The organism is Microbacterium sp. BWT-B31 (assembly GCF_041379855.1).
Classification (GTDB): Bacteria; Actinomycetota; Actinomycetes; order Actinomycetales; family Microbacteriaceae; genus Microbacterium.
The window spans coordinates 23745-35357 of record NZ_JBFECU010000014.1 but is presented as its reverse complement, the minus strand read 5'-3'; the positions used below and the strand labels follow the sequence as shown (position 1 = coordinate 35357).

General features: G+C 69.4%; 10 protein-coding genes. 3 read left to right on the top strand and 7 right to left on the bottom strand.

Translation table 11 applies throughout. The features are described 5' to 3' along the window. Nucleotides 1-25 precede the first annotated feature (25 nt). The 7 genes from AB1K54_RS13665 to AB1K54_RS13635 form a co-directional block, all read right to left on the bottom strand. Complete coding sequence (locus AB1K54_RS13665) at nucleotides 26-865, bottom strand: PaaX family transcriptional regulator C-terminal domain-containing protein (protein WP_371203313.1); 840 nt, start codon at nucleotides 863-865, stop codon at nucleotides 26-28. Next, nucleotides 862-1689, bottom strand: coding sequence for an ABC transporter ATP-binding protein (locus tag AB1K54_RS13660; protein ID WP_371203312.1), 828 nt, complete (start codon nucleotides 1687-1689; stop codon nucleotides 862-864). The genes AB1K54_RS13665 and AB1K54_RS13660 overlap by 4 nt, the downstream gene beginning before the upstream one ends. Continuing rightward, entirely contained in the window at nucleotides 1682-2506 is an 825-nt protein-coding gene (locus AB1K54_RS13655) for an ABC transporter permease (RefSeq protein ID WP_371203311.1), read from the bottom strand. The genes AB1K54_RS13660 and AB1K54_RS13655 overlap by 8 nt, the downstream gene beginning before the upstream one ends. Next, on the bottom strand, nucleotides 2503-3354 hold the full coding sequence (locus tag AB1K54_RS13650; protein WP_371203310.1) for an ABC transporter permease: 852 nt from the start codon (nucleotides 3352-3354) through the stop codon (nucleotides 2503-2505). Before AB1K54_RS13650 ends, AB1K54_RS13655 begins: the two co-directional genes overlap by 4 nt. Before the next feature lie 86 nt (nucleotides 3355-3440). Beyond that, on the bottom strand, nucleotides 3441-4430 hold the full coding sequence (locus AB1K54_RS13645) for an ABC transporter substrate-binding protein (protein WP_371203309.1): 990 nt from the start codon (nucleotides 4428-4430) through the stop codon (nucleotides 3441-3443). A 244-nt stretch (nucleotides 4431-4674) separates the two neighbouring features. Further along, complete coding sequence (locus AB1K54_RS13640) at nucleotides 4675-7041, bottom strand: DUF6351 family protein (RefSeq protein ID WP_371203308.1); 2367 nt, start codon at nucleotides 7039-7041, stop codon at nucleotides 4675-4677. A gap of 91 nt (nucleotides 7042-7132) precedes the next feature. Further along, nucleotides 7133-7945 carry a PaaX family transcriptional regulator C-terminal domain-containing protein gene (locus AB1K54_RS13635; RefSeq protein ID WP_371203307.1) on the bottom strand — a complete coding sequence of 271 codons (813 nt, stop codon included), beginning with the start codon at nucleotides 7943-7945 and terminating at the stop codon, nucleotides 7133-7135. A gap of 355 nt (nucleotides 7946-8300) precedes the next feature. Here AB1K54_RS13635 and AB1K54_RS13630 point away from each other — a divergent pair, with 355 nt between their 5' ends. From AB1K54_RS13630 to purU, 3 genes are all read left to right on the top strand, one after another. Further along, complete coding sequence (locus tag AB1K54_RS13630) at nucleotides 8301-9665, top strand: MmgE/PrpD family protein (protein WP_371203306.1); 1365 nt, start codon at nucleotides 8301-8303, stop codon at nucleotides 9663-9665. Between the two features lie 216 nt (nucleotides 9666-9881). Beyond that, a complete protein-coding gene (locus tag AB1K54_RS13625) occupies nucleotides 9882-10697 on the top strand; it encodes a methylenetetrahydrofolate reductase (protein ID WP_371203357.1) in 816 nt (271 codons plus the stop codon). Between the two features lie 23 nt (nucleotides 10698-10720). Then, a complete protein-coding gene (purU, locus tag AB1K54_RS13620; RefSeq protein WP_371203305.1) occupies nucleotides 10721-11605 on the top strand; it encodes a formyltetrahydrofolate deformylase in 885 nt (294 codons plus the stop codon). Nucleotides 11606-11613: the final 8 nt, after the last annotated feature.

Sequence of the window (11613 nt, the reverse complement as noted above, 5' to 3'; positions counted from 1 at the left end):
ATGGGTCAGCCGAGCCGCGACCCGGTCAGCTGACCATCGCGGCGAAGTCCCTGATCGCGGGGAACGAGTACTCGCGGTGACGCCGCGTGAACAGCTCGGCCGAGCTGTCGGCCGGCCAGCCCTCGCCCATGTACTGGCGGGGCAGCCGCGGGTCGGCGCGCAGCAGCGCGAGCCAGTCGGCGACGAGCAGCGTGCGCGCCGTGAGCGGGGGCAGACCGGATGCCGCGTCATCCCGCTCCCAGTGCTCGATGAACTCGTGGTGCGCGCGTCGGATCCGCTCGACGTCCCACGCGTGGTGCACGGCCTCGACGATCGGGAAGCCGTCGACCTCGGTCGCGGCGAACGCAGTCAGCGCGCCCGCCGGCAGATCGCGCACCATCGCGCCGAGCGCGTGCGTCAGGTCGACCGAGCCCGGGGCGAGCCACAGCCCGTCGCGCAGCACCCCGAACCCCGACCAGGTCAGTGCGGCGCGCAGGCGATGGCGCAGGTCGCGCATGTGCTCGGGCAGCGTGAAGGTCACGAGGGTCCATCCGTCGCCCTGCGGCTCGAAGGGCGACGAGCTCTTGACGCGCTCGGATGCCTCGCGCAGCACCTCGTTGCCGTGCTCCGTGAGGACGAACCCGATCTCGCGGCCGAGCCGACGACGGTTGAGAAGGCCGCTGTGCACCATGCGGTCGAGGTTCGTGCGCACTGCGGGTGCGGCGATCCCCGCGCTCTCGAGCACGCCGATCAGCGTGGTCGCCCGCAGCGGAAGGAAGTAGCGGTCGCAGACGTACTCGCCGAAGAACGCCAGGAGGAGCTGGCGCGGCTTGCGCGAGAGGATCGTGGGCTCCGTCGCGAGCACCGCGGGAGCCGGTGCGTTCATGCCGCAGACGCGCCAGGCCGCACGGCCTCGCCGCGCTTGGCGCGCTGGATCTGCTCGTAGACGTGCGTGCGCAGCTCGGTGAATCGCGGCAGCGCGCGCGTGGTGATCTGGTCCCGTTCGGGAGCGAGGTCGATCGCGAGGTCCTCCTGCACCCAGGTGGGCGACTTCGACAGCACGACGACGCGCTCGCCGAGATACACCGACTCGTCGATGTCGTGCGTGACGAACAGGATCGACATGCCGCGCTCGCGGTGAAGGGTCCGCACCAGGTCTTCGAGGTCTGCGCGGGTCTGCGCGTCGACGGCGGCGAACGGCTCGTCCATGATGAGCACCTCAGGCTGATACGCGACGGCGCGCGCGATCGCGACACGCTGCTGCATCCCACCCGACAGCTGCCACGGATAGCTCTTCGACGCGTGGTCCAGGCCGACGGCGGTGAGCGCGTCGTCGACGAGCCGGTCGCGCTCGGCACGCGAGAGCTTCTTGTGCTTGAGGGGCAGCTCGACGTTGCCGCGCACCGTCAGCCACGGGTACAGCGACCGGCCGTACTCCTGGAACACGAGGGCCATGCTCGGCGGCGGGCCGGTGACCTTCTTGCCGTCGAGGACGACGGTGCCGGCGGTCGGCTTGAGCAGGCCCGCGATGCACTTGAGCAGCGTCGTCTTGCCGCAGCCGGAGGGCCCGACGATGCAGACGAGCTCGCCGCGGCGCATCGTGAAGCCGATGTCGCCGATCGCCTCGACGATGCCGGTGGACGACTCGTAGACCTTCTGGAGGCTCTGCACCTCGAGGAGCGTCGGTGTTGTCTGAAGCGCGTCAGGCACGCTCCACCTCCTTGATTCCGTGGTACCAGCGCAGCACTCTGCGCTCGACGAAGCTGAAGATCGCGGCCAGCAGCACGCCGATGAGGCCGAGCAGCAGGATGCCGCTCCACATCTCGGCGATGAGGTAGTTCCGCTGGAAAAATGCGATCTGGTAGCCCAGGCCGCTGGACGAGTAGAACATCTCCGAGATCACCATCATGATGAGCGCGACCGACAGCGTCTGCCGTACGCCCGCCATGATGCGCGGGCTCGCCGCCGGCAGGGTGAGCTCGAACAGTCGCTGCGCGGGGGTCAGCGAGTACGAGCGCGCCGTCTCGGTCATGACGCTGTCGGTCGCACGCACGCCCTCGATCGTGTTCAGCAGCACCGGCCACATCGACCCGAAGACGATCACGATGACCTTCATCGAGTCGGTCACGCCCATGAGAGCGACGAACACCGGGATCAGCACGGGCGGCGGGATCGCGCGGAAGAACTCCAGCAGCGGCTCGAGCAGCTCGCGCAACCACCGCACCAGGCCGATCAGGGTGCCGGCGGCGATGCCGATGACGACGGACAAGATGATCGCGAGCGCGAGGCGCCCCAGGCTGGGCAACACGTCGGTGACGAATCGCGGGCCGACCCACGTGTCGACGAACGCCTCGAGGATCGTGAGCGGACCGGGGAAGAACTTCGCCGGGGCGAGGGTCGCCCACACACCCCACAGCACCAGCAGGACGATGGGCAGTCCGATCGCGTAGAGCGTCGACTCGCCGATCTTCGCCCACACACGTGACGGCTTGGGCGGCGTGACGACCGTGGTCGTGTAGAGGGTCACAGGACCTCCTCCCCTCGCACCGACTGGTGCCACGACAGCGCGCGACGCTCGATGAAGCGGAACACGAGGTTGATGACGAGCCCCAAGATGCCGGTCACGATGACGATCGCGTACACGGTCGTGATGTTGCCGATGTTGTATGCCTTGAAGATGACCTGGCCCAAGCCCGGGTTGCCGATCGTCATCTCGGCGGTGATCGCGAGGATCAGGGCGACGGATGCCGCGAGCCGCAGCCCCGTCATGAGATACGGCAGCGCCGTGGGCAGCACGAGGCTGCGCAGCTGCTCGCCGCGCGACAGCCCGTAGCTGCGGGCTGTGTCGCGGGCGACGGTGTCGATGTCGGCGACGCCGTAGAGCACCTGCACGAACACCTGCCAGAAGCTCGCATAGATGATGATGACGAGCGCGGCCTGCGGCTGGATGCCGTACGCGAGGATCGCGAGCGGGATGAGCGCGACCGACGGGATCGGCCGCAGGAACTCGACGGTGGTGTGCGTCGCGCGACGCAGGAACGGCACGAGGCCGACGATCGTGCCGAGCACGACGCCCATCAGCGTCGCGGCGACGAGGCCGATTGCCCACGTCGACATGGTGCGACCGATGTTGCGCCAGAACTCCAGGTCGCGGGCCATCGCGCCCAGCTGCGCGAACGTGTCGGATGCGGACGGCAGCTGCGCGGCATCCACCATGCCCGCGATCGAGATGAGCTGCCATGTGGCGAGGAAACCCACCACGCCGAGCAGGCCGAGCAGGGACTTGCGCACCAGTCGCCGCGAGCGCCGACGCCTCACGCGCACAACGGCGGTGGGCGTCGGCGCCGCGACTGACGCGGAAGGAGCAAGAGTCATGAAGCGCTTCCGTGTGGGGAGGAACGGGGACGGATGCCGCGGCCCGGTGTGAGCGGCCGGGCCGCGGCATCCTCTTCCGCGTGTGCTTACGGCAGAGGCTGGATCAGCCGGTCGAAGTCGGGCTCGGCGTCGATGTAGGAGTACTCGACCGCGAGGCCGGCGAGGTCTTCGATGCCGGCGTCGCCGAGGTCGGCCGTGAAGGTCGGCAGCACGATGCCGGCCGCGGCCTCTTCGGGGATCTCGAGGTTCTTGGCGATCGCGGCGCGCACGGCGTCCTCGTTCTGCGCGGCGAAGTCGAGCGCCTCGGCCATCGCGGCCGCGTAGTCGGCGACGAGCTCGGGGTCGGAGTCGATCTTCTCCTGCGTGGTGAAGTTCGTGAGCACCGTGAGGCCCGGGATCGTGGCCTGGTACGGCGAGACGACCGACACGCCGCCGCCCGAGACCACCTGCCCGCGGAACGGGTCGGGCACCCAGCCGGCGTCGATGTTGCCCGCCTCGAGCTGCGCCTTCACGTCGGGGAACGCCACCTCGATGAACTCGATGGTCGACGAGTCGCCGCCGGCGTCGTCGACCGCCTTGCGGATCGTCAGGTCGCCCGCTGCGCCCAGGCTGTTGACCGAGACGCGCTTGCCTGCGAGGTCGGCCGGGCCCGCGATGCCCGCGTCGCCGAGCGCGACGACCGCGTTGACATCCTCACCGGTGGCGTTGCTCGAGGCGTAGTTGCTGAAGATGACGACGCCGAGATCCTGAAGGTCGGCGCGGATCGGACCCATGGGCTGACCGATCGCGAAGTCGATGTCGCCGGACAGCAGAGCGGGGATCGCCTGGGCGCCGCCCTGCGCGGGGACGACCTCGAGCTCGAGGCCGTGCTCGGCGAAGATGCCCTCGTCGATCGCGGCCCACAGGGCCCCGGTCTCGGCGATCGGAAGCGCCGCGACGCGGACGGTGCGCAGCTCGCCGCCGCCGGCGTCTTCGGTCGCGGTCGACGTGGAGGTGGGGGCTGCGGAGTCGGTGCAGCCAGCGAGTGTGAGGACGGCCGCGGCGCCGAGCGCAAGGGCGGCAAGAGCTTTCTTCATCGGTGAAGCCTCTCGGTGAACGTGATGGTGGGCGGGATCCGACCCGTCGACGCGCGCACTGCCTCGGCGCATACGCCTTCTCGCACGTCGCTGTGTCGGTCCTCACATCATCAGGCGGAGTCGGGGTTATTGTCAAGCTTTCTTTGACGCTCGTCATGAATTGGTTGAATGACGAAGGGTGGGGACGACAGACGTCGTCCCCACCCTCGATCAGCCGCCGCGCTTCAGCCGCGACGGATCCGCGTCATCGCTTGCCGGCGACCTTGTGCGTCGGATCCGACACGGCCGTCACGGTGACATGGCCATCGGCGACGGCCGTCACGCTCACGGTGATCGCCGCACCGGCCAATGCCGCGCCGGGCGTGAACGCCGCGTCCGTGGCGCCGTCGACCGGCGAAGCGTCGGCGAACCACTGGTACGACAGCTGCGCGCCGGGCGTCGAGGATGACGCGTCCGCGGTCAGCCGCACGCCCACCTTGGCGTTGCCGGCGATCGTCGGCCCGGACACCGCGACCCGCTCGGTCTCGCCGAACTCGAGCCAGGTGCCCTCGAGCTCGGTGTAGCCCTGGCTGGGCTTCGACCAGTCGCAGACCCCGTCCGGGAAGGCGACGAGCAGGCGCTGCCACTCGGCATCCGTCATCGCGGGGTAGTCCGCGCGCACGGGAGCCGTCGTCTGGCACTTGAGCACGTCCGCAGTCAGCGGCATGCCCGCCTCGGCCCTCGGCTGCGAGTGGTACGGGTACAGCTGGTTGCACGTCGAGTCCGCGTCGTAGTCCAGCACCTCCGAGATGAACGCGCCCGAGGCGTCGTAGCAGCCGTCGGTGAGGCCCGCCGGACGCGCCGCCACCGTACGCGCACGGTCACCCATGCCACCGGCCGCCATGATGTTGTCGAGCCACTTCTCGAGCTGCACGAGCGACGCGAGGCGCACCGCGTTCGTGACGCTCCCGATGTTCGGGCTCGTCCAGTTCACATGCGTGTCGGCGTTGCCGTAGGCCTGCAGCATCCGCTCGCGGATGATGGCCGAACGGTAACGCTCATGGAAGTCGCCCGTCGGGTCGGTGTAGGGGCGCATCTCGATGACAGGGATCGACGCGAGGCCGCCCGTCATCATGTTGACGCGACCGGTCGCGAACGCCCGCTCGATCGCGTCGACGCTCGCCACCGAGCGCGCCGCAGTGCGGACGCCGTCGACGTCCATGCCGCCGATGTTCTCGTTGACCGACAGGAACTGCTCGATCGAGATCGAGCCCTCCTTCAGCGCATTCAGGCCGTACTGCACGCCGACGTTGTCGGGCTCGACGCGCAGACCGCGGCCCTGCTCGTCGGTCCCGTAGACGTTCTCGACCATGTCGGCGATGGTGCAGCGCAGGCCCTCGGGGTTGGACGGCGACCAGCGGTCGGCGACGGGGATGGCCGCCGCGCAGCCGCGGTTCGGGTCGTCCACGCCGTCGAAGAACGTGAAGCCGATGCACGTGAACGTCGCCGCGTGACCTGTCACGGCCAGCTTCTGCGCGTCGGTCCAGCCGGCTCCGGCGGGCGTTGCCCAGTAGTTCTGCAGACCGCGGCAGTCGTGCCCGGCGATCGTCGTCGAGCGCTCGTCGGGGTAGCCGATCTCGCCGAGCACGCCGTCGAGGATGCCGGGGTAGTCGTTCGCGAGCAGCAGCTGCTGCATCGTGCCGGCCGAGCCGCCCGAGCCGATCGTGTACGTGACCGGACCGAACTCCTCGATGAGGTGCTCCTTGACCATCATCGCGGTCTCGGCGCTCGTGACGTCGTTGCAGTTCGTCGCGAAAACGTTGAGCGTCGACGATGCGACGGCGTAGCCGCGGCTGAGAAGCATGTCGTTCTCGACTCCGCCGGTGGACGTGCCCTGCCAGTACCCGACGCCGCACGCACCGCCGAAGGTGTAGGCGAGCCGGCCGTTCCAGCCCGCGATGTCCGCGAACGGGCTGGGCTCGTCGCCGCCCGGCTCATCCAGGATCGCGATCTCATACACGGCGCGGTTGATCGTGCCGCGCTCGATGCGCACCACGTACGGAACCGTCGTGCCGTCGATCGTCGTCGTGGTGGCGACGCCTGCCGGCACCGAGCCGTCGGTCGGGTAGTTCGCGAACTGCCCGGCCGTGGTGCGGTAGCGGTACGTGACCTTGGCCGCGGCGACGTGGCAGTCCGCATCGACCGACCCGAGGTTCCAGGGCGCTCCCGACGCCGTGCAGTACATCGGATGCTGCGGCCCCGAGAACACGGGGCCCGTGATGGGGTGGTTCTCGACCTCGAGCGTGGCGTCGACCTTGCCGTTGTGCGCGAGCACCTGCACCTCGCTCACGCCGAGCGGCAGACCCTCGACCAGGCCGACCAGCCCGTCGCCACTCGCGTGGAACGCGGCCGTCACATCGACGCCGGCGGCGACCACCCGCGCGTCCTTCTTCGTTCCCGAAACCGCGATCAGAGCGTCGCCGCCCGACACGCTGTCCGCCCTTCCCGACAGCACCTCGATCGACACGTCCGGGCGCGCGAGTGCTGCGCTCGGCGCCGCGAGCAGGCCGAGGGTGAGGCCGCCGATGGCCACAGCAGATGCCAGGATGCGTGCGTTTCTGCGTCTCTTCATTGAAAACCCTTCATTCGACGTCATCGTCATGGGCGGCAGGTGCCGCTTGCGACACATGCTAGAAATTGTTGTGACGACCGTCAATGAAAGTTCAACTGATTGCGAGACGCCTTTCCGTCACGAGCTCGCCGAGCTCAGGGCTGATCGCGGCGATGTGCGAGCGCACGCGCTCCTCGGCAGCGGGCCCCAGCGCGTTGTAGCGCCCGGCGAAGAGAGCGCGGATGGCCACTCGCGGCCAGGGGTCGGGCAGCAGGGTGATCGGCAGCCCGGGGTCCACGCCGCGGAACGCCTGCCATGCCAGCATCAGGCGCGACCGCTCCGACAGTGCGTCGCGGAGCGTGCCGGGATCCGGCGCCGAGGTCAACTCGGCCTCGAAGTCGGCGTACTGCCGGACGACGGCGGCCAGATCCCACGCACGGGCGGGCCCGTCGAACGAGGTCTCGAGCGTCGCCCTCATGGAGGTGACGTCGTCCACCCCGATTGTCCGCAGCTGAGACATCGCCTCGCCGTCGTCGCGCAGGGGCGAGATCCACACCCCGTCGTACAGGGGGGCGAAGCCCAGCCACTTCAACCGCGACCGCGCGCTGTGCCGCACCGCGCGCCGGGACTCGGGGATCGAGAACGCGAGCACGCTCCACATCCCGTCCCACTCGGGTTCGTGGCATCCGAACGCATCGAGCCAGTCCGCCTCCTCTCGAACGATGCCGGTCGCGCGCTCGGTGAGCGAGTGGGTGGTGCGGCGCCCGACCCGCTCGAGGTCGAGCAGGCCCGTCCTCACCATGCGCGAGAGGGTCGCGCGCGCCGCGGGCTCCTTCATTCCGATGTCGCCCAGGGCCGCCACAAGCGCGCCGGAGGGCATCGGATCCGAGATGTCGAGCCAGTAGTCGCCGAAGAGGGTGAGCACTTGGCGAACGGGAGACCCGCGCCGGGCCCCGCCGGTCCGCGAGGCCGATGTCGCCGCGTCCATTCTGCCCATCCTCGCATCCGGGGAGGAGCGCCGCCACAGGGGCTCGCGCCGGCCGACGCCTGACGAGCCGAGCGCGGCGTGGCCGGCGGTCTACAGCGGGTACTGCCCCGGCTCGCGGCGGATCGTGATCCACCGCGTGTCGGTGAAGGCGTCGATGTTCGCCTGCGCCCCGCCGTGGCGCGACCCGGTCCCGGACGCCGGCGCCCGAGAGTCTCGGGGCGACGGACGAATCGGCATCCGTCCCGTCGACGCCTGCCGAACCGGATGCCCCGACCGAATGAGAAGGACAGAGATGACAATCACGCAGATCGAGACCTCGTTCACCGACCGGCTCGTGGACGACGTGCAGGCCATCGCACACGACGGCCTGTCGGAGGCGGACCTCACCCGCGCGAAGGCCGCGCTCATCGACTACCTGGGCGTCGCCCTCGCGGGCACCTCGGAGGAGTCGACGAGGATCGCCCGGGCGTTCGCCGAGGCCGAGGGCGGCAACCCGCGCTCGACGCTGATCGGCACCACGACGAAGACGTCGATGTCGCAGGCATCGCTCGTGAACTCGATCGCGGCGCACGCCCTCGACTTCGACGACACCAGCATCTTCGTCGGCGGCCACGCGACCTCTGTCATCATGCCCGCCGCGCTCGCGGTGGGTGAAGCGCTCGGCAGCTCGGGTCGGGACATCCTCGCGGCGTTCTCTGCGGGGGTGCACGCGATGTCCGTCGTCGGCCTCGCGACCGGCGAGCAGTCGTACGCGAGAGGCTTCCACAACACCGGCACCGTCGGCGTCTTCGGGGCGGCAGTCGCCGCCGGGGTGCTCGCGCAGCTCGACGACGACGGGTTGCGCCGCGCCCTCAGCCTCGCCGCGACCCAGGCCTCGGGCCTCAAGGTGGTCTTCGGCACCATGGGCAAGCATCTCAACGCAGGACGCGCAGCGGCGAACGGGGTGTTCGCCGCCCTCGCCGCGAAGGACGGCTTCACCGCCCCCGACGACGGGATCGAAGCGGCTCGCGGGTACCAGTGGACCCACAGCGACCGCCTCGACATCGAGCGGGTCGATCGAGAGCTGGCCGGACGATCCGGCATCTGGGGCGTCGTCGCCAAGCGGCACGCCTGCTGCCACGGCACGCACTCCGCCGTCGAGTCGATCCGGGCGGCGAAGGCTCTGCGGGACTTCGCCGACGACGAGATCGTCTCCGTCGTCCTCACCGCCCGGCCCATCGTGCGGGGCACCTGCGACATCCCCGAGCCGGTGACGGGCCTCGAGGGCAAGTTCAGCCTCCGCTACGTGTCGGCTCTCGCGCTCGCCGACGAGCCGACGACGAGCGAGGGCTTCACCGACGAGAAGACGCAGGATCCGCGCCTCGTGGCGCTGCGCGACAAGGTCGAGGTGCAGGTCGCCGAGGGCCTGAGCTTCGGGGAGACCCGCGTGAGCGTCTCGCTCGTCGACGGCACGCGGATCGACACGAACGTCAACGCGATCGCCCCCGTCGAGGACGCCGACCTCGACGCGCACCTGGAGGCGATCTCGCTGAAGTTCGCCGACCTCGCGGACCTCCTGATCGGCGCGGATCGCGTGGCTCGCGTGCTCGGGATCGCGCGGGGCTTCGAGAATGCGCAGTCCTGCGACGAGCTCAACCGGCTGCTGGCCGTCGAGTGACCGAGTCGTAGCCGGCCGGCCCAGCACGCTGGTGTCCCGCTGGTCGGGACTGGACATCCGATCCCTATGGACAATCCCTATGGACATAGGTAAAGTTCTTCTCGGCCGCACCGGCGCGGCGCAAGAACCGAGAGGAATGGACCTCCAGTGGCTACCAGCACCCCCGCTCCGAACAAGGCCGCATCTCGCGAGCTCGTCAGCGACTTCTCGCTGGAGATGACCGGAAAAGACGTGCCCGGACTCGAAGCGGCACGCCACGCGATCCCCGCCGGAACCAAGATCAACGTCACCTTCCTCGGCAACGAAGACCTCGACATGCGCGTCTCGGCCGCCAAGGCTGTGCGCGACCTGGGCTTCGTGCCCGTGCCCCACATCTCGGCCCGCCGCCTCCAGTCGCAGGACCAGCTCGAGGAGTTCCTCGGCCGCCTGCAGGAGGTCGGCGCCACCGAGCACGTGTTCGCCGTCGGCGGCGACCCGGCCGAGCCCGAGGGCCCCTACGCCGACTCGCTGAGCGTGATCCGAACCGGCCTCCTGCAGAAGTACGGCGTGCGCGAGGTCTCGATCGCGGGCTACCCCGAAGGTCACCCCGACATCGAGGCCGACGTGCTCTGGCGCCACCTCGAGGACAAGTCGGCTTCCCTCAAGGAGCAGGGGCTGGATGCGGTCATCCTGACCCAGTTCGCCTTCGACACCGACCCTGTCCTGGCCTGGATCAGCGGCGTCCGCGACCGTGGCATCGACACGCAGGTGCGCATCGGCACCCCCGGGCCCGCGGGCATCAAGCGACTGCTCGGCTTCGCACGCCGCTTCGGCATCGGGGCGAACGCGATGATCGTGAAGAAGTACGGCTTCTCGCTGACCAACCTCATGGGCACCGCAGGGCCGGACACCTTCGTCACCGACCTCGCCGCCCTGCTCGCAGAGCCGGCTCGCGAGGGCGGGTATGGCAACGTCAAGCTCCACTTCTACACTTTCGGAGGACTGCTGGCCACGAGCGAGTGGGCGAACGACTACCTCGCCGCACAGGCCTGAACCCCAGCCACTCCAGGAGCGCAATGTCACCCCACATCGAACCCCAGCGCGACCACGCCTGCCTGATCGTGCACGGCCCCGACCAGAAGGGCCTCGTCGCCGCCATCACGGCGCTGGTCACACGCAACGGCGGCAACATCGTCACGCTCGACCAGTACTCCGACAACCCCGAGGGCGGAGCGTTCTTCCAGCGGGTCGTCTTCCACCGCCCCGACCTGACCGCGGCGTACCCCGAGATCGAGGCGGACCTCGCCAAGACGCTCAAGCCGTACGGCATGCAGTGGCAGCTGACCGACCAGTCGATCCCCAAGCGCATGGCGATCCTCGTCTCCACGAGCGACCACTGCCTGCTCGAACTGCTGTGGCGCCACCGTCGCGGCGAGCTGGCGGTCACGATCCCGATGGTGATCTCGAACCACACCAACACCGCCGAGGATGTCCGCGGCTTCGGCATCCCGTTCTTCCACGTGCCCTCGCAGGGGCCCGACAAGTCGGCCGCCGAGGCGCGCATCCTCGAGCTTCTCGACGGCAACGTCGATTTCGTCGTGCTCGCGCGGTACATGCAGATCATCAGCGAGGACTTCCTCGACAAGCTGGGCGTGCCGGTGATCAACATCCACCACTCGTTCCTGCCCGCCTTCATCGGCGCCGCGCCGTACCGCAAGGCGAAGGAGCGCGGCGTGAAGCTGATCGGCGCGACCAGCCACTACGTGACGAAAGACCTCGACGAAGGCCCGATCATCGAACAGGACGTCTCGCGCGTCGACCACTCCATGACCGCCGCCGACCTGCAGGCGCGCGGCGCCTACGTCGAACGCGCCGTGCTGAGCCGCGCCGTGCAGTGGCACGCCGAGGACCGCGTCATCCGGCACGGAAACCACACCATCGTCTTCAGCGACAGGCCCTAGCCAAACCC

Bases quoted from the DNA above. Each gene is read 5' to 3' on its own strand.
- AB1K54_RS13650 (WP_371203310.1), bottom strand. From the start codon at position 3,354: ATGACTCTTGCTCCTTCCGCGTCAGTCGCGGCGCCGACGCCCACCGCC.
- AB1K54_RS13665 (WP_371203313.1), bottom strand. From the start codon at position 865: ATGAACGCACCGGCTCCCGCGGTGCTCGCGACGGAGCCCACGATCCTC.
- AB1K54_RS13630 (WP_371203306.1), top strand. From the start codon at position 8,301: ATGACAATCACGCAGATCGAGACCTCGTTCACCGACCGGCTCGTGGAC.
- AB1K54_RS13625 (WP_371203357.1), top strand. From the start codon at position 9,882: ATGACCGGAAAAGACGTGCCCGGACTCGAAGCGGCACGCCACGCGATC.
- AB1K54_RS13640 (WP_371203308.1), bottom strand. From the start codon at position 7,041: ATGAAGAGACGCAGAAACGCACGCATCCTGGCATCTGCTGTGGCCATC.
- purU (WP_371203305.1), top strand. From the start codon at position 10,721: ATGTCACCCCACATCGAACCCCAGCGCGACCACGCCTGCCTGATCGTG.
- AB1K54_RS13645 (WP_371203309.1), bottom strand. From the start codon at position 4,430: ATGAAGAAAGCTCTTGCCGCCCTTGCGCTCGGCGCCGCGGCCGTCCTC.